General features: G+C 71.3%; 13 protein-coding genes and 2 pseudogenes. 11 read left to right on the top strand and 4 right to left on the bottom strand.

The window, feature by feature from the left end; genetic code table 11:
• Positions 1 to 1,006 (bottom strand): annotated as a pseudogene (locus ACWD0J_RS15500) (tetratricopeptide repeat protein); the annotation flags it as partial.
• Positions 1,003 to 2,841: an HSP90 family protein gene (locus tag ACWD0J_RS15505; protein WP_451496318.1), complete on the bottom strand. Its 1,839-nt coding sequence runs from the start codon at positions 2,839 to 2,841 to the stop codon at positions 1,003 to 1,005. The pseudogene ACWD0J_RS15500 and the gene ACWD0J_RS15505, both read right to left, overlap by 4 nt.
• A 186-nt stretch (positions 2,842 to 3,027) precedes the next feature.
• Here ACWD0J_RS15505 and recG point away from each other — a divergent pair, with 186 nt between their 5' ends.
• From recG to mutM, 8 genes and pseudogenes are all read left to right on the top strand, one after another.
• A complete protein-coding gene (gene recG, locus ACWD0J_RS15510; protein WP_451496319.1) occupies positions 3,028 to 5,229 on the top strand; it encodes an ATP-dependent DNA helicase RecG in 2,202 nt (733 codons plus the stop codon).
• Positions 5,230 to 5,375: 146 nt separating this feature from the next.
• A pseudogene (gene rsmD, locus ACWD0J_RS15515) lies at positions 5,376 to 5,969 on the top strand (16S rRNA (guanine(966)-N(2))-methyltransferase RsmD); the annotation flags it as partial.
• A 26-nt stretch (positions 5,970 to 5,995) separates the two neighbouring features.
• The gene (gene coaD / locus ACWD0J_RS15520) at positions 5,996 to 6,475 is read left to right on the top strand and encodes a pantetheine-phosphate adenylyltransferase (protein WP_451496399.1); all 480 of its coding nucleotides are present in this window, start codon (positions 5,996 to 5,998) and stop codon (positions 6,473 to 6,475) included.
• A gap of 97 nt (positions 6,476 to 6,572) precedes the next feature.
• Entirely contained in the window at positions 6,573 to 7,706 is a 1,134-nt protein-coding gene (locus ACWD0J_RS15525; RefSeq protein WP_451496320.1) for a cell division initiation protein, read from the top strand.
• A 163-nt stretch (positions 7,707 to 7,869) separates the two neighbouring features.
• Positions 7,870 to 8,514: a YceD family protein gene (locus tag ACWD0J_RS15530; protein ID WP_451496321.1), complete on the top strand. Its 645-nt coding sequence runs from the start codon at positions 7,870 to 7,872 to the stop codon at positions 8,512 to 8,514.
• A gap of 2 nt (positions 8,515 to 8,516) precedes the next feature.
• On the top strand, positions 8,517 to 8,690 hold the full coding sequence (gene rpmF, locus ACWD0J_RS15535) for a 50S ribosomal protein L32 (protein WP_007493396.1): 174 nt from the start codon (positions 8,517 to 8,519) through the stop codon (positions 8,688 to 8,690).
• A gap of 19 nt (positions 8,691 to 8,709) precedes the next feature.
• Positions 8,710 to 9,582, top strand: coding sequence for a ribonuclease III (gene rnc, locus ACWD0J_RS15540; RefSeq protein WP_451496322.1), 873 nt, complete (start codon positions 8,710 to 8,712; stop codon positions 9,580 to 9,582).
• A 95-nt stretch (positions 9,583 to 9,677) separates the two neighbouring features.
• Positions 9,678 to 10,538 (top strand): bifunctional DNA-formamidopyrimidine glycosylase/DNA-(apurinic or apyrimidinic site) lyase, encoded by an 861-nt coding sequence (mutM, locus tag ACWD0J_RS15545; protein WP_451496323.1) that lies wholly within the window; start codon positions 9,678 to 9,680, stop codon positions 10,536 to 10,538.
• Here the strand turns inward: mutM and ACWD0J_RS15550 are convergent.
• Both ACWD0J_RS15550 and ACWD0J_RS15555 read right to left on the bottom strand, forming a co-directional pair.
• The gene (locus tag ACWD0J_RS15550; protein WP_451496324.1) at positions 10,511 to 10,912 is read right to left on the bottom strand and encodes a winged helix-turn-helix transcriptional regulator; all 402 of its coding nucleotides are present in this window, start codon (positions 10,910 to 10,912) and stop codon (positions 10,511 to 10,513) included. The genes mutM and ACWD0J_RS15550 overlap by 28 nt on opposite strands.
• A gap of 118 nt (positions 10,913 to 11,030) precedes the next feature.
• A complete protein-coding gene (locus tag ACWD0J_RS15555) occupies positions 11,031 to 12,194 on the bottom strand; it encodes a CAP domain-containing protein (RefSeq protein ID WP_451496325.1) in 1,164 nt (387 codons plus the stop codon).
• 168 nt (positions 12,195 to 12,362) lie between these two features.
• Between ACWD0J_RS15555 and ACWD0J_RS15560 the strand changes: the two genes are divergently transcribed.
• From ACWD0J_RS15560 to ACWD0J_RS15570, 3 genes are all read left to right on the top strand, one after another.
• Entirely contained in the window at positions 12,363 to 12,644 is a 282-nt protein-coding gene (locus ACWD0J_RS15560) for an acylphosphatase (protein ID WP_451496326.1), read from the top strand.
• Positions 12,645 to 13,025: 381 nt separating this feature from the next.
• Entirely contained in the window at positions 13,026 to 13,229 is a 204-nt protein-coding gene (locus ACWD0J_RS15565; protein ID WP_030667279.1) for a hypothetical protein, read from the top strand.
• Between the two features lie 224 nt (positions 13,230 to 13,453).
• Positions 13,454 to 17,164: an AAA family ATPase gene (locus ACWD0J_RS15570; RefSeq protein WP_451496327.1), complete on the top strand. Its 3,711-nt coding sequence runs from the start codon at positions 13,454 to 13,456 to the stop codon at positions 17,162 to 17,164.
• Positions 17,165 to 17,198 lie beyond the last annotated feature (34 nt).

Below are 17,198 nucleotides of genomic sequence, written 5' to 3' on the forward strand. Positions count from 1 at the left end.
CCGCTTTCGGAAGTTCCCGTCGCGCATCGCCACGAGGGCCACCAGCAGTCGGTTCAGGGAAGCCGGCCGGGCCGGGCACCCGCTGGTCGTCGAGGCCGAGTTCGGACAGCCGGTCCATGAGGAGGGCCACCACGGCCATGAAGTCCAGCTCGCTGCGCGGGTGTCCGCCGTCGGTGAAGTACGCCGGCCGTTCCGCGAGCAGCTCCAGTCCACGCGCCTCGTTCCCGGTCAGCGCGCAGAACTCGACGTGGTCCGCGTAGGCGCCGCGCATGCTCTCCATGGCCCGCACGAGCCGGAAGCCCCGCAGATGGCTGGCGCGCGCCTCGTCCACGCGGCCGAGCCGCAGCAGGGGCGCCAGGGAGGACGCGAGGACCGTGTGCGGCTCGTGGGCACAGCTGAACTCGCCCGCCAGGACCGGCTCCCACAGCTCCAGCGCCTCGGCGTCCCGGCCCCGCTCCGCCTGCCACCAGCCCTGCCCGTGCAGCTCGCACGCGTGGCAGTCGGACATGGCGTCCCGGTCGGCGGCCAGCCACGCGGTGTACGCCCGCTCGGCCCGCTCCACGTCCCCGACATGCGCGGCCACGCTGAACTCGGCGCCCCGCACGGCCCGTTCGGAGTGCCCGGCGAGCCGGTAGCGGTGCTCCATCTCGCCGAGCCACTTCTCGACGGAGGCCAGCGGAATGTGCGGCTGGTCGAGCATGCCGGACGACACCCACTTGAACGTCCAGTGCAGCGAGTGCGTCTCGTACGCGTCGAAGTCCTCGGGCCGCTCGTCCCACATGCGCAGCAGCCGCGCGAACGGGACGAACATCCTCGCCTTCTCGGAGCTGTAGTTGTAGACCTTCAGCTGGTGCCCGAGCGCCTCGATCACCGCGAGCGGGATGTTCAGCTTCTCCGCCTCGGCGAGCAGCTGCTCCGCGCGCGCGTTGCGGGCGGGCCCCTCCGGCTCCTCGGAGTTCTCCGCCATCGCCCGGCGCAGGCCGTCGAAGTCCGTGATCCCACTCATCGGTGACCGTCCTCGCTGTGCGTGGCCCACTCCAGGAGGCCGATGAACGCCCGGTTCAGCAGCGCCGAGTCCGCGGGCCTGAGCGGCCGCTGCGCCATCAGCAGCGCCTGCCCGTACAGGGACTCCGTGGCGGTGCCGACCAGTTCCGGGTCGCCGAGTGAACTGATCCGCCGGATCAGCGGGTTGAGATGGTTGAGCACCAGCCGCGTGCGCGGGGCGCTGCCGCGCAGCGAGCCGAGGATGCCCGCCCACAGGTCGTCGGCCTGCTCCTCGGCCTCAGCGCGGGCCTGCTCGTGCCGGGCCGCCCGGTCGTCCAGGTGCAGCGCGGGCACGGACAGCGGACGGAAGGCCCGCAGGACGACGTCACAGCCCAGGGGGTCCAGCTTCGCTCGCGCGCTCGCCAGGAAGCCCGCCAGAGCCAGCTCCTCGGCCGGGTCGACCGTGTCCAGATGGGCGGTCACGGTGTCCGCGTCCAGCTCGGCGACCACCGTCCCCGGCCGCACCGACGGCAGCGCCTCGATCAGCTCGCTGTCGTACGTGTAACCACCGTTGATCACCCCGACGCCCTGCGCGGACGCGATCGGCGCGACCTGCCGGTACTCCTCGACGGTCCGCGTGAAGTGCACCACCGGGTGCCGCTGCGCGAAGTCCGCCAGGGACAGCCGCCCGTCCGTCGTCTCGAAGGGCAGCCACGGCAGCATCGTGCGCAGCATCTCCCGGTCGTGCCGGGCCAGCGACTTCACGCCCAGGTGGTGCACGGCCAGGAAGTCCGCCAGCCGTTCCGGGTCGCCGGCCGCCAGGCCCGTCAGCCAGGACCGGATCCTCTCGCCCAGCGCCTCCCGTACGGCGGCCAGCGTCTCGTCCTCGTAGAGCGACTCGCGGGAGGCCGTGGGCCGCAGGCTGTCGGTGTCCAGGACGCAGCGCACGAAGAACGCCCAGTCGGGCAGGAGCTGTTCGGCCCGCTCGGTCAGCAGCATGCCCTTCAGATGCACGCGATGACCCGCCCGCTGCGCCGGGCTGACCGCCGACGGCAGGACGTACGCGACCCCGCGGATCCCGGCGAGCGGCACGGCCAGGTCGATCGCGTCCAGCGGGGTGAACCCGAACAGGTCGTGACAGTGCCGGGCCAGCGCCACCCGCCGGTTGGCCGGACTCGGATACGCCCGGTCCCAGGGAGCGGGCAGATCGGTGACCGCCTCCTCGCCCACCCGCACGTCGTACGGCAGCAGCGACCCGAAGTCCCGCGCCAGCGCCAGGACGCGCTCCCCGGTGAGCCACTCGCCGGCGCCGGCCCGTGCCGTCAGGTGCACGGTGGTGCCCGGTTCGGGGCGCGCCGCCTCGGGCAGCGTCCGCACGGTGTACGAACCGTCGTCGCTCGCCGTCCACTCCACGGGCGGTGCATCCGGCGTACGGGCGCTGCGGCTGACCACCCGGATCCGCTCGGCGACCACGAAGCAGGCGAGCAGCCCGATGCCGAACTGCCCGAGGAAGTCGGAGCGGGCCTCCTGGAGCCCGTCGGCCCGCTTGGAGCTGCGCCCGATGGTCGCCAGCAGAGTGTGCACGTCCGACTCGCTGAGCCCCACGCCCGTGTCCTCGACACGCAGGGACCCGCCCTCGGCGTACAGCCGTACGCGGGCGGGGGCGTCGGGCTGCTCCGCCCGCCGGGCGGTGATCGCGTCGACCGCGTTCTGCAGCAGTTCGCGCAGGTAGACCCTGGGGCTGGAGTAGAGGTGCTGGGAGAGCAGGTCCACCAGACCGCGCAGGTCGACCTGGAACGTATGAGGGGGCTGAGCTGGCTGGGGTGCCTGGGATGACTGAGAGTTCTGGGAGTCCATCGTCGCAGCGCCGGTGGGGGGACGGGCGACGGCGCGGGGTCGGGCGGTCCCGGGTGAGGCGGTGACCGCGAGGTGGGATGGCAGCGGAACAAGATGACCGGGAGCGCGTCATCCTAAGTCCCCAACGAGCCGTCTGACCAGGGGTTTCCCAGGACGTATACGGCGATGTCAGTGGCGTGGTGTGCAATGGATCTCGTGCCCGCACTGGAAGAACCCCTGAAAAAGGTGCTCGGCCCCGCCACCGCGAAGGTGATGGCCGAGCACCTCGGCCTGCACTCCGTCGGCGACCTCCTGCACCACTACCCCCGCAGATACGAGGAGCGCGGCCAGCTCACCCACCTCGCCGACCTCCCCATGGACGAGCACGTCACCGTGGTCGCCCAGGTCGCCGACGCCCGCCTGCACACCTTCGCCTCCGCCAAGGCCCCGCGCGGCAAGGGCCAGCGTCTGGAGGTCACGATCACCGACGGCAGCGGCCGGATCCAGCTGGTCTTCTTCGGCAACGGCGTGCACAAACCCCACAAAGAGCTCCTGCCCGGCACGCGCGCGCTCTTCGCGGGCAAAGTCTCCGTCTTCAACCGCCGTCTCCAACTCGCCCACCCGGCGTACGAGTTGTTGCGGGGCGACGCCGAGGAAACGGTCGACAGCTGGGCCGGCGCGCTCATCCCGCTCTACCCCGCCACCGCCAAGCTGGAGTCCTGGAAGATCGGCAAGGCGATCCAGACGGTGCTGCCCAGCGCCCAGGAAGCCCTCGATCCGCTCCCGGACTCCCTGCGGGAGGGCCGTGGCCTCGTCTCCCTCCCCGAGGCCCTCCTCAAGATCCACCGCCCGCACACCAAGGCGGACATCGAGGAGGCCCGCGCCCGCCTCAAGTGGGACGAGGCGTTCGTCCTCCAGGTCGCCCTCGCCCGCCGCCGCCACGCCGACGCCCAACTCCCGGCGGTCCCGCGCAGACCGAAGCCGGACGGCCTCCTCACGGCCTTCGACGCCCGTCTCCCCTTCACCCTCACCGACGGCCAGCAGAAGGTCACCAGGGAGATCTTCGACGACCTGGCCACCGACCATCCGATGCACCGGCTGCTCCAGGGGGAGGTCGGTTCCGGGAAGACCATGGTGGCCCTCCGCGCCATGCTCGCCGTGGTCGACGCCGGAGGTCAGGCCGCCATGCTCGCGCCCACCGAGGTGCTCGCCCAGCAGCATCACCGGTCGGTCGTCGAGATGATGGGCGAGCTGGCCGAGGGCGGGATGCTCGGCGGCGCGGAGCAGGCCACCAAGGTGGTGCTGCTCACCGGGTCGATGGGGACCGCCGCCCGTCGGCAGGCGCTGCTCGATCTCGTCACCGGGGAGGCCGGGATCGTGATCGGCACGCATGCGCTGATCGAGGACAAGGTGCAGTTCCACGACCTCGGGCTGGTCGTGGTGGACGAACAGCACCGGTTCGGCGTCGAGCAGCGCGACGCCCTGCGCGGGAAGGGCAAGCAGCCGCCGCACCTGCTGGTCATGACGGCCACGCCCATCCCGCGGACGGTCGCCATGACGGTCTTCGGCGACCTGGAGACCTCCGTCCTCGACCAGCTCCCCGCCGGCCGGTCCCCGATCGCCAGCCATGTCGTCCCGGCCGCCGACAAGCCCCACTTCCTGGCGCGGGCTTGGGACCGGGTGCGCGAGGAGGCCGAGAACGGCCACCAGGCGTACGTCGTCTGCCCCCGCATCGGGGACGACGAGGACGACCCGAAGAAGCAGAAGAAGTCCGCCGAGGACGAGGCCGAGAAGCGGCCCCCGCTCGCCGTCCTCGACGTGGCCGACCAGCTCGCCAAGGGCCCGCTGCACGGCCTCGGGGTGGAGGTCCTGCACGGCCGTATGCACCCCGACGACAAGGACGCGGTGATGCGGCGCTTCGCCGCCGGCGAGACGGATGTCCTGGTCGCCACCACGGTCATCGAGGTCGGCGTCAACGTCCCGAACGCCACCGTGATGGTGATCATGGACGCCGACCGCTTCGGCGTCTCCCAGCTGCACCAGCTGCGTGGCCGGGTGGGCCGGGGTTCGGCCGCCGGTCTGTGCCTCCTGGTCACCGAGATGGCCGAGGCGAGCGCGGCCCGCCAGCGGCTGAACGCCGTGGCCGCCACCCTCGACGGCTTCGAGCTCTCCCGTATCGACCTCGAACAGCGGCGCGAGGGCGACGTGCTCGGCCAGGCCCAGTCCGGCACCCGCTCCTCGCTGCGCATGCTGGCCGTCATCGAGGACGAGGAGATCATCGCCGAGGCGCGGGAGGAGGCGACGGCGGTGGTGGCGGCCGATCCGGACCTGGAGCGGCTGCCGGGCCTGCGCACGGCCCTGGACGCCCTCCTGGACGAGGAGAGGGAGCAGTACCTGGAAAAGGGCTAGCGGGCAGCCGGCCCCGCAGAGCAGCCGGCTTCAACGGCGCGAGGAACCGCACGGGCGGCCTCGACGGACCCGCGGCCGTGCACGGCACACAGCGCCCGCCACCTCCGCCTGCCAGACTGAACCCGTAACCGCCCCTCGAACAAGGACCGCAGATGACCCGCGTGATCGCCGGCGCAGCCGGCGGACGCCGCCTGGCCGTCCCGCCGGGAACCGGCACCCGCCCGACCTCCGACCGAGCACGCGAGGGCCTCTTCTCCACCTGGCAGTCCCTCCTCGGCGGCCCCCTGGACGGCGAGCGCGTGCTCGACCTGTACGCGGGCTCCGGCGCCGTCGGTCTGGAGGCGCTGTCCCGCGGCGCCGGGCACACCCTGCTGGTCGAGGCCGATGCCCGCGCGGCCCGCACGATCCGGGAGAACGTGAAGGCCCTCGGCCTCCCGGGCGCCGAGGTGAGGGCGGGCAAGGCCGAGCAGATCGTCCGGACACAGCCGCCGGCGCACCCCTACGACCTCGTCTTCCTCGACCCGCCGTACGCCGTCACGGACGACGATCTTCGGGAGATTCTGCTCACACTCCGTACGGAGGGGTGGCTCGCAACCGAAGCCCTCGTCACCGTGGAGCGCAGCACCAGAGGCGGCACGTTCCACTGGCCGCACGGCTTCGAAGCGATCCGGGCCCGTCGCTACGGCGAGGGAACGTTTTGGTACGGTCGCGCCGCCTCTACGTGCGAAGACGCACGATGACCGGACCGGAGAGCGAGGGATCTCAAGTGCGCCGCGCCGTCTGTCCCGGGTCGTTCGACCCGATCACCAACGGACACCTCGACATCATTTCCCGCGCCTCCCGTCTGTACGACGAGGTCTATGTCGCGGTCATGATCAACAAGTCCAAGAGAGGCCTGTTCGAGATCGACGAGCGGATCGACCTGATCCGCCAGGTCACCGCCGAGTACGGGAACGTCAGGGTGGAGGCCTTCCACGGCCTCCTGGTCGACTTCTGCAAGGAGCGCGACATCCCGGCCATCGTCAAGGGTCTGCGCGCGGTCAGCGACTTCGACTACGAGCTGCAGATGGCCCAGATGAACAACGGCCTCTCGGGCGTGGAGACCCTCTTCGTCCCCACCAACCCCACCTACAGCTTCCTCTCCTCCTCCCTGGTCAAGGAGGTCGCGACCTGGGGCGGAGACGTCTCCCATCTGGTACCGCCGATCGTCCTGTCGGCCCTCGCCGAGCGGCTCCGCAGAGGCTGAGCCGCTGAGGGCCCGCGCGCGCTGTCCGCCGGTCGCCTCATGGCCGTACAGTCTTTCCGTCCGTCTCCAACACAGCTGTAGAGAGTGGCGAGCACAGGTGGACGTGCAGAAGAAGCTCGACGAGATCGTGGCCGCGGTCTCCGGTGCCCGGTCGATGCCCATGTCGGCCTCGTGCGTGGTCAACCGCGCCGACCTGCTCGCGAAGCTCGAAGAAGTACGCGAGGCCCTGCCCGGATCCCTCGCGCAGGCCCAGGAGGTGATCGGCGACCGCGAGCAGATGGTCGAGCAGGCCCGTCAGGAGGCCGAGCGGATCATCGGGCAGGCGCACGCCGAGCGCGGCTCCCTCATCTCCGACACGGAGATCGCCCGCCGCTCCCAGGCCGAGGCCGACCGCATTCTCGCCGAGGCCCGCCAGGAGGCCGAGGAGATCCGCGCGGAGGCCGACGACTACGTCGACTCCAAGCTCGCGAACTTCGAGGTCGTCCTCACCAAGACCCTCGGCTCGGTCGGCCGCGGCCGCGAGAAGCTCCTCGGCACCGGCCCCGGCGTCGACGAGCAGGGTTACCAGGACGAGGACGCCCCCGAGCGCAGCCACGACCCGGAGACCCTGCGCCGCACCGCCGACGAGTACGTCGACGTCAAGCTCGGCGCCTTCGAGGCCGTCCTCGCCAAGACCCTGGAGGCCGTCGGCCGCGGCCGGCAGAAGCTGCACGGCCGCATCGCCAGCGACGACCTCAGCTCCCTCGCCGACGACGCCCTGCAGCACTCCAGCGACGCCGACTACCTGGCCGACCTGGTCGCCCTCGCCGAGGCGGACGCCCCGGGCACCCGGTCAGCCCCGGCCGAACAGCCCGTACCGCGCCAGTACGACCAGCAGGACATGCAGCCGGCGTACGGCTACCAGCAGCAGACCGCCGACCCCTACGGCGGCTACCAGCAGCAGTACGGCACCGGGCAGGACGCCTACGGCTACCAGCAGGCCGACCCGTACGCCGCCTCCGGCTACGCTCCGGCGGAAGGTGCCCCCTTCCAGGGCTACGACGGCCAGCAGGGGACCTACGACCCGCACCAGGCCCAGCAGCCGGTCCAGCAGGACCACCGGGACCACCAGGACCACCAGGGGTACGTCCCGCAGCAGGCGCACGCCCTCGACGAGACCAGCCTCTTCGACACCGGCATGATCAGCGCGGAGCAGCTGCGCGCCTATGAGCAGGGGCGCGGGAACGGCTGAACCGCCTCCCCGAGCGGGGGCGCCGGCCGACAGCGCACACCGGATTGGGCCGTGAGGGAAAGGTCCAGTATCCTGGCTCTTCGGTCGCGTGTACGTCCGCGATCAACGCTGCCCGGGAACACCGAAGGGCAGCGTCCCCGAGCTCATGAGATCGAAAGCAGGAATGGCCCTGAACGCCCGCCTCGACCACCGCAACCCTCTCGTGTTCGACACACACGAGCTGGGTCGGCGGCCTGGTGCGCTGCAGCGCCTGACCCGCACGATCGACGCCCCCAAGGATCTCGGGATCCAGGAGGTCATCGGAGTGCCGGAAGGCGCCCCGGTGGAGCTCGAACTCCGCCTCGAGTCGGTCATGGAAGGTGTGCTTGTCACAGGCACCGCCCGTGCGGTGGCCGAGGGGGAGTGCGTAAGGTGTCTGGAGCCGGTCGAGCTGGAGCTCGAAACGGACTTCCAGGAGATGTTCTCGTACCCTGACGCCGACGACCGTGGCCGCCCCAAGGCGGAACCGGCCGACGACGCCGAGGAAGACGAGGACAGGCTCTTTCTCGAGGACGGTTTGTTCGACCTCGAACCCGTGCTGCGTGATGCGGTGGTGCTCGCACTGCCGATGCAGCCGGTGTGCCAGGAAGACTGCCCAGGACTGTGCGCCCAGTGCGGCGCGCGCCTTGCGGACGACCCGGAACACCACCATGACGCCGTCGACATTCGTTGGGCGGCACTGCAGGGACTCGCCGGTTCACTCGGAGACGGCGAGAAGGACGAGATCAGCGGCGCCGAAGCTGGCGTCGACGAGAAGCAGGAGAAGTAGCCGTGGCTGTTCCGAAGCGGAAGATGTCGCGCAGCAACACGCGCCACCGCCGGTCGCAGTGGAAGGCTGCGGTCCCCACCCTGGTTGCGTGTGAGCGCTGCCACGAGCCCAAGCTGCAGCACATCGCGTGCCCGTCTTGCGGCACCTATAACAAGCGCCAGGTCCTCGAGGTCTGAGCGGCTGGTGAGAGGCACTGTGTCCACGCCCAAGAAGAACGCCGCCCGCGCCAGCGAGGGTGGCCCGGCGGACAACACGGCCTCGTCCCACACACTGTTGGAAGGGCGGCTCGGGTACACACTCGAGTCCGCCCTTCTGGTGCGTGCGCTGACCCACCGTTCGTTCGCATACGAGAACGGCGGTCTGCCGACCAACGAGCGTCTGGAGTTCCTCGGGGACTCCGTACTCGGCCTCGTGGTCACGGACACGCTGTACCGCACCCACCCCGACCTGCCCGAAGGCCAGCTGGCCAAACTGCGGGCCGCGGTGGTCAACTCGCGTGCGTTGGCGGAGGTCGGCCGCGGCCTCGAACTCGGCTCCTTCATCCGGCTCGGCCGCGGTGAAGAGGGCACGGGTGGCCGGGACAAGGCGTCCATCCTCGCCGACACCCTGGAAGCGGTGATCGGCGCGGTCTATCTCGACCAGGGCCTGGACTCGGCGGCGGAGCTGGTGCACCGCCTGTTCGACCCGTTGATCGAGAAGTCCTCCAACCTCGGAGCCGGCCTGGACTGGAAGACCAGTCTCCAGGAGCTCACCGCGACCGAAGGGCTCGGTGTTCCCGAGTACCTGGTCACGGAGACCGGCCCCGACCACGAGAAGACCTTCACTGCTGCCGCCCGCGTCGGAGGCGTCTCGTACGGCACCGGCACCGGCCGCAGCAAGAAGGAAGCGGAGCAGCAGGCCGCGGAATCCGCGTGGCGGTCCATCCGGGCCGCGGCGGACGAGCGCGCCGATGCGGCGGTCGAGAAGGCCGCCGAGGAGGCTGCCGAGAAGGCTGCCGAGGCTGCCGAGGAGGCCGTCAAGGCCCCCGAGGACGGCGACGAAGGCCCGTCGTCGTCCGTCTCCGCCTGACCGAACAAGCGCAGCCGAGCGCCCGTCCCCGTCGGGGGCGGGCGCTCGGCTCATATTTCCGTGACAGGCTCATAGGTCCGTGACAGGGGAGCCCCATGCCCGAGTTGCCCGAGGTCGAGGTGGTCCGGCGCGGCCTGGAGCGGTGGGTCGCCCATCGCACGGTCGCCGAGGCCGAGGTGCTGCATCCGCGTGCGGTGCGCCGTCATCTTGCCGGCGCCGACGACTTCACGCACCGGCTCAAGGGCCACCGCGTCGGCCTGCCCAGCCGCCGCGGCAAGTACCTGTGGCTGCCCCTGGAGGACACGCATCAGGCGGTGCTGGCCCACCTCGGCATGAGCGGACAGCTGCTCGTCCAGCCGCACTCGGCGCCCGACGAGAAGCACCTGCGCATCCGGGTCCGGTTCGCGGACGAGGTCGACACCGAACTCCGTTTCGTCGACCAACGCACCTTCGGCGGGCTGTCGTTGCAGGACACGGCCCCCGACGGCCTGCCCGACGTGATCGCGCACATCGCCCGCGACCCTCTCGACCCGCTCTTCGACGACGAGGCGTTCCACCAGGCGCTGCGCCGCAAGCGCAGCACCGTCAAACGGGCCCTGCTGGACCAGTCGTTGATCAGTGGCGTCGGCAACATCTACGCCGACGAGGCCCTCTGGCGTGCCCGCGTCCACTACGAGCGCCCGACCGCCCACTTCACCCGCCCGCGCACCGCCGAACTCCTGGGCCACATCAGGGACGTGATGAACGAGGCGCTCGCGGTCGGCGGCACCAGCTTCGACAGCCTGTACGTCAACGTCAACGGGGAGTCGGGCTACTTCGACCGGTCGCTCGACGCGTACGGGCGTGAGGGCCTGCCCTGCAAGCGCTGCGCCACACCGATGCGCCGGCGGCCCTGGATGAACCGGTCCAGCTACTTCTGCCCGCGCTGTCAGCGCGCGCCGCGCGTCTCGTCGTAACGCGTCCGCGCCTCCAGGACGTCGTCCATCCTGCCCTCCACGAAGTGGATGAGGCTCAGCAGGCGCCGGGCGACCTCGCGGCCGAGGGGGGTCAGGTCGTAGTCCACCCGGGGCGGGTTGGTCGGCTGGGCCTCGCGGTGCACCAGGCCGTCGCGCTCCAGTGCGTGCAGTGTCTGGGAGAGCATCTTCTCGCTCACGCCGTCGACGCGGCGGCGCAGCTCGTTGAAGCGCAGCGACCCCTCGTGCAGGGCGCCGAGGGTGAGCGCGCCCCAGCGTCCCGTGACGTGCTCCAGCGTGCCGCGCGAGGGACAGGCCTTGGCGAACACGTTGTACGGAAGGTCCTGAGCCTCCGTGCGCTCCTGCGTGGTGTCCATACTTCAAGCCTACTCGAACGCAGCGCTCACCAGCAGATAGCACTAACCGATAGTTAGTACCGTGCGGGACGGGCGGCCACGCCGGACCAGGGGCGGGCCGCCGGATCCGGCGCCGGGTCTAGTAGCCGAAGTCCTGCGTCCACCAAGGGCCGCCCGACCCGAAGTGCACCCCGACGCCCAGCGTCTTGAAGTCGCAGTTCAGTATGTTCGCCTTGTGGCCGGGACTGTCCATCCAGGCCGCCATCACCGCGGCGGCGTCGGCCTGGCCCCGGGCTATGTTCTCGCCGCCGAGGTCGGTGATCCCGGCCTTCGTCGCCCGGTCCCACGGAGTGGCACCACTCGGGTCGGTGTGGTCGAAGAAGCCCTGCGCGGCCATCGCGTCGCTGAAGTCCTCGGCCAGCCCGGACAGCGCGCTGTTCGCGGACACGGCGTCGCAGCCCGCCTTCGCCCGCTCCTCGTTGACGAGCCTGAGCACCTCGGCCGCGGCCTGGGTCTCGGCGGACACGGTCACGGGGGCGCTGGTCTCCTGCGGCGCCTTCGTGGCCGCCCGCGAAGGAGTCGTCCTCGGCTTCTCGCTGGGCGTGGCCTTCGGCTTCTTCGTCGGCGCCTTGGTGGGCGCCGACGAGGTCGGCGTCGAGGGGGAGGGCGTGGGCGTGGGAGAGGCGGAGCGCTCGGCGTCGCGACTGGTCGAGGTGGAGCCGTCGCGGTTCTCGGCGCTGCCGGAGGTGCCGCCCTGCTCGGCGGGGCTGTTGGTCGGCGTGCCGGCGGCCTGCACGTTGCCGCCGCCGCTGCTGTCACCCCCGCCGATCCGGTAGTTGTCGAGGCCGGGCACGGCACCCGTGGCGACGGCGACCGTGCCGAGGGCGACCGCCGCGGAGACCCCGAGCAGGCCGGTCTTGACCGGCGTCGCGGCCCTCCTCCTGCGACGGCGCGACCCTCCGCGCCGGCCCTCGCCGGGGGTGAAGCCGTCACCGCGGAAGGACCCGGTGTCGGGGCCGAACACCGTGGCGTAGTCGGCTTCGGAGGCGAAGAGGTAGGCAGCGCTGCGCGCGGACGTCTCGGCGTACTCCTCGGAGTTCAGATACGGGGCGATGCCGTCCGTGGGCAGCCCGTCGGCGTACGGCCCCTGCGGGCCGTGCCCGTACGACCCCGGCACACCGTGGTCGAAGCTGTACGAGTCCTGCGGATCATGGCTCCCCATGGAGGAGCCGCCTGTCGGTGTGACCCCCGTGGCGCGGCCCGTGGCGGCGCGGCCGGCGGCGGAGCGTCGGTGGCGTCCCATGTCCTTGCCTTCCTCGTCCTGGCGGTCGACGCGTCCCCCCGGTCAACCAAGCTCACAAAACTCACACGATCGAGTGAGTTTCGTATGAGATTCATTGGGTGGGGACGGTACCGCATGACGGGAGAGGAGGAAGTGCCCGGAGAGACATTGCCCGGTTAGGTTGCACTCATGAGCGAGGATGTGCGACTGGTCGCCTGGGTGCGTGGACGCGTCCAAGGTGTGGGTTTCCGCTGGTTCACGCGGGCCAAGGCGCTGGAGATCGGCGGCCTGAGTGGTTTTGCTCTCAATCTGGCCGACGGCCGGGTCCAAGTGGTCGCGGAGGGCCCGCGCCCGGGATGCGAGGGACTCCTCGACTGGCTCCGGAGTGACGACACGCCCGGGCGCGTGGACGGCGTGACCGAGATCTGGGACACACCTCGCGGTGGTTACGACGGCTTCGCCATCCGCTGACCCGATTCTGTGAATCCGTCCCGGCGGAAGCGGAGGGACATGCCACCGGCAGGCGCCCGGAGCAGAAAGTCCCTGGTGGTTGCCAAGAATGGCTTGCCGTGGCAGGCTCCGCGGGTAAGGATGATCGCCACACCCTGAGCGCCCCGCGGGAGTCGCAGCGCCGCCGTTCCAGGCCGCGCAGACCCGGGTTGCCGCCAATACGGGGTGTGATCGTGTTGACCGTCAAACTTTTTGGTGAGACGCTGAAAGCACCCCGCGCACCTTCGCTGTTTGGCATGGATGAACGGCAGCACAACTCAACAGTGCCAAGCATCGCGGGTGCGAAATCCCTCACGACCCACACCGCTTCGGTCGGTCACTCATTGTGGAGGACCATCCATCATGGCAAAGGCGCTTCTCGGTTACGTCGGCGGCTCCGACCCTCGACTCCTCGCCGAGATGCGACGGCTCCAGCAGCGAGTCCAGGACCTGGAATCCGAGCTTGTGCGGATCCAGGCGGAGAACGACTCGCTCGCGGCTGCCGCTTCTCACGACAGGATCATGGAGAGCATCGACGCACACCAGGCGGAGCCTGCGCTCACCTGATCACTGCATCGCTCCACGACAGCTCACGCAGTGGTTGGGCAGCCCACATCAACCGCTAAGTTGTCAGAGTTGCAAGGGACGCTTCGGCGTCCCTTCTTTCTTTCCCCGGCTTCTGTGCCCCCGCATTCTTTTACTCTCTTTAACGTCTGGTGTGCCCTGGACGTTCAGGGGTGAAACCGTGGGTTCATGGAGTGAGACACCGCCGGAAGGTAGAGTCCGGCGGCGTGCACCTCAAGGCCCTGACCCTCCGAGGGTTCAAATCGTTCGCCTCCGCGACCACCCTTCGGTTCGAACCGGGGATCACCTGTGTCGTCGGACCGAACGGCTCGGGCAAGTCGAACGTGGTGGACGCGCTCAGCTGGGTCATGGGTGAGCAGGGCGCGAAGTCGCTGCGCGGCGGCAAGATGGAGGACGTCATCTTCGCCGGCACCACCGGCCGCCCGCCGCTGGGCCGCGCCGAGGTGTCCCTGACCATCGACAACTCCGACGGGGCCCTGCCCATCGAGTACGCCGAGGTCACCATCACGCGGATCATGTTCCGCAACGGCGGCAGCGAGTACCAGATCAACGGCGACACCTGCCGTCTCCTCGACATCCAGGAACTCCTCTCCGACTCCGGCATCGGCCGCGAGATGCACGTCATCGTCGGCCAGGGCCAGCTCGACTCCGTCCTGCACGCCGATCCCATGGGCCGCCGCGCCTTCATCGAGGAGGCCGCGGGCGTCCTCAAGCACCGCAAGCGCAAGGAGAAGGCGCTCAGGAAGCTGGACGCGATGCAGGCCAACCTCGCACGCGTGCAGGACCTGACGGACGAGCTGCGACGGCAGCTCAAGCCCCTCGGCCGGCAGGCCGCGGTCGCCCGTCGGGCCGCCGTCATCCAGGCCGACCTCCGGGACGCCCGCCTGCGCCTGCTCGCCGACGATCTCGTCCGGCTGCGGGAGGCGCTGCGGGCCGAGGTCGCGGACGAGGCCGCCCTCAAGGAACGCAGGGAAGCCGCCGGACTGGAGCTGAGGAAGGCGCTCCAGCGGGAGGCGCTCCTGGAGGACGAGGTACGGCAGCTCACGCCCCGCCTCCAGCGGGCCCAGCAGACCTGGTACGAGCTCTCCCAGCTCGCCGAGCGGGTGCGCGGCACGATCTCGCTGGCCGACGCACGGGTGAAGAGCGCCACCTCCGCGCCCCCCGAGGAGCGGCGCGGGCGCGACCCCGAGGACATGGAGCGCGAGGCCGCCCGGATCCGGGAGCAGGAGGCCGAGCTCGAAGCGGCCCTGGAGGCGGCCGAGCGCGCCCTGGAGGACACGGTCGCCCACCGCGCCGATCTGGAACGCGAACTGGCTCACGAGGAACGGCGGCTGAAGGACGTCGCCCGCGCCATCGCGGACCGTCGCGAGGGCCTCGCCCGGCTGAACGGCCAGGTCAGCGCGGCCCGTTCACGAGCGGCCTCGGCCCAGGCCGAGATCGACCGGCTGTCCGCCGCCCGGGACGAGGCCCAGGAGCGGGCCGACGCCGCGCAGAAGGAGTACGAGGCACTGAAGGCCGAGGTCGACGGCCTCGACGCGGGTGACGCGGAACTCGCCGAGCGACACGAGACGGCGAAACGGCAGCTGGCCGACGCGGAGGCCGTGCTCACCGCGGCCCGGGAGGCGGCGACCGCGGCGGAGCGCCGACGGGCCGCGACCCAGGCCCGCCACGAGGCACTGGCGCTGGGCCTGCGCCGCAAGGACGGCACGGGTGCGCTGCTGGCGGCGAAGGATCGTCTCAGCGGTCTGCTCGGCCCGGCCGCCGGGCTGCTGACCGTGGCCCCGGGCCACGAGGCCGCCCTGGCCGCCGCCTTCGGTGCCGCCGCCGACGCCCTCGCGGTCACCACCCCGTCCGCCGCCGCCGACGCGATCCGGCTCCTGCGCAAGCAGGACGCGGGGCGGGCGGCACTGCTGCTGGCGGGAGCGCCGCAGGACACGGGGACGGCCGCGGGAGTGCGGGAGCAGGCCGGGGCGGGCAGCGCCCAGGGCACAGGGCCGACGGACACCGGGGGAGGGGCCGGCACCCCGCGCTCAGAGGCCGCGGCCACCCCTGGCGCGGTCGGTGACCTCGCGAACGCCGTCGTCTCCAGTGCGGCCGGCAACCCCCGCCCTGACGGGCCTCCCTTCGCCGCCGACCTGGTCCGCGCCCCCTGCGACCTCATGCCCGCCGTACGACGGCTGCTGCGCGGGATCGTCGTCGTCGGCACCCTTGAGGACGCCGAGGACCTCGTCCACGCGCGGCCGGATCTCACCGCCGTGACCGCCGAGGGCGATCTGCTGGGCGCGCACTTCGCACAGGGCGGGTCCGCCGGGGCGCCCAGCCTCCTCGAAGTGCAGGCCTCCGTGGACGAGGCCGCCGCCGAGCTGGCGGAACTGGCCGTGCGGTGCGAGGAGCTGGCCGAGGCGCAGCACGCGGCCGTCGAGCGGCGCACGGAATGTGCCGCGCGGGTGGAGGAGCTGGGGGAGCGGCGCCGGGCCGCCGACCGGGAGAAGTCCGCCGTGGCCCAGCAGCTGGGGCGGTTGTCCGGGCAGGCGCGGGGGGCCGCCGGGGAGGCCGAGCGGTCCGTCGCCGCCGCCGCGCGGGCGCAGGACGCGCTCGACAAGGCCCTGCGGGACGTCGAGGAACTCGCCGAGCGGCTGGCCGTCGCCGAGGAGATGCCGGTCGAGGAGGAGCCCGACACCTCCGTACGGGACCGGCTCGCCGCCGACGGTGCCAACGCCCGGCAGACCGAGATGGAGGCCCGCCTCCAGGTCCGTACGCACGAGGAACGGGTCAAGGGGCTCGCCGGACGGGCCGACTCGCTCGACCGGGCCGCCCGCGCGGAACGCGAGGCACGCGCGCGTGCCGAGCAGCGGCGGGCGCGGCTGCGGCACGAGGCGGCCGTCGCGGAGGCCGTCGCCTCCGGTGCCCGGCAGCTGCTCGCGCACGTCGAGGTCTCCCTCGCGCGCGCCGACGGGGAGCGCACCGCCGCCGACGCCGCCAAGGCCCGCCGTGAGCAGGAGCTGGCCGCCGCCCGGTCCGCGGGGCGGGACCTCAAGGCGGAGCTCGACAAGCTGACGGATTCAGTCCACCGGGGCGAGGTACTCGGCGCCGAGAAGCGGCTGCGGATCGAGCAGCTGGAGACCAAGGCGCTGGAGGAATTCGGTGTGGAGCCGGCGGGACTCGTGTCCGAGTACGGTCCGCACCAGCTGGTGCCGCCCTCGCCCCCCGCCGAGGGCGAGGAGCTGCCGGAGGATCCGGAGCACCCGCGCAACCAGCCGAAGCAGTTCCACCGGGCCGAGCAGGAGCGGCGGCTGAAGGCCGCCGAGCGGGCGTACCAGCAGCTGGGCAAGGTCAATCCGCTCGCCCTGGAGGAGTTCTCGGCGCTGGAGGAACGGCACCAGTTCCTCAGCGAGCAGCTGGAGGACCTGAAGAAGACCCGCGCCGACCTGCTCCAGGTCGTCAAGGAGGTCGACGAGCGCGTCGAGCAGGTCTTCACCGAGGCCTACCGGGACACGGCCCGCGAGTTCGAAGGCGTGTTCAGCCGGCTGTTCCCGGGCGGCGACGGGCGGCTCGTGCTGACCGACCCCGACAACATGCTCACCACGGGTGTGGACGTCGAGGCCCGGCCGCCGGGCAAGAAGGTCAAGCGGCTGTCCCTGCTGTCGGGCGGGGAGCGCTCGCTGACCGCCGTGGCGCTCCTGGTGTCGATCTTCAAGGCGCGGCCCAGCCCGTTCTACGTCATGGACGAGGTCGAGGCGGCGCTCGACGACACCAACCTCCAGCGGCTGATCCGGATCATGCAGGAGCTGCAGGAGGCGTCGCAGCTGATCGTGATCACGCACCAGAAGCGGACGATGGAGGTCGCCGACGCGTTGTACGGCGTCTCCATGCAGGGCGACGGTGTGTCCAAGGTCATCTCGCAGCGGCTCCGCTGACCCTCCTTCGTTTCTTCAATACTTGAACTCAATG

The organism is Streptomyces sp. NPDC003011 (genome assembly GCF_053591515.1).

Coding starts and splice junctions, on each gene's coding strand:
- ACWD0J_RS15505 (WP_451496318.1), bottom strand. CDS start 2,841: ATGGACTCCCAGAACTCTCAGTCATCCCAGGCACCCCAGCCAGCTCAG.
- recG (WP_451496319.1), top strand. CDS start 3,028: ATGGATCTCGTGCCCGCACTGGAAGAACCCCTGAAAAAGGTGCTCGGC.
- ACWD0J_RS15530 (WP_451496321.1), top strand. CDS start 7,870: ATGGCCCTGAACGCCCGCCTCGACCACCGCAACCCTCTCGTGTTCGAC.
- mutM (WP_451496323.1), top strand. CDS start 9,678: ATGCCCGAGTTGCCCGAGGTCGAGGTGGTCCGGCGCGGCCTGGAGCGG.
- ACWD0J_RS15550 (WP_451496324.1), bottom strand. CDS start 10,912: ATGGACACCACGCAGGAGCGCACGGAGGCTCAGGACCTTCCGTACAAC.
- ACWD0J_RS15555 (WP_451496325.1), bottom strand. CDS start 12,194: ATGGGACGCCACCGACGCTCCGCCGCCGGCCGCGCCGCCACGGGCCGC.
- ACWD0J_RS15560 (WP_451496326.1), top strand. CDS start 12,363: ATGAGCGAGGATGTGCGACTGGTCGCCTGGGTGCGTGGACGCGTCCAA.
- ACWD0J_RS15565 (WP_030667279.1), top strand. CDS start 13,026: ATGGCAAAGGCGCTTCTCGGTTACGTCGGCGGCTCCGACCCTCGACTC.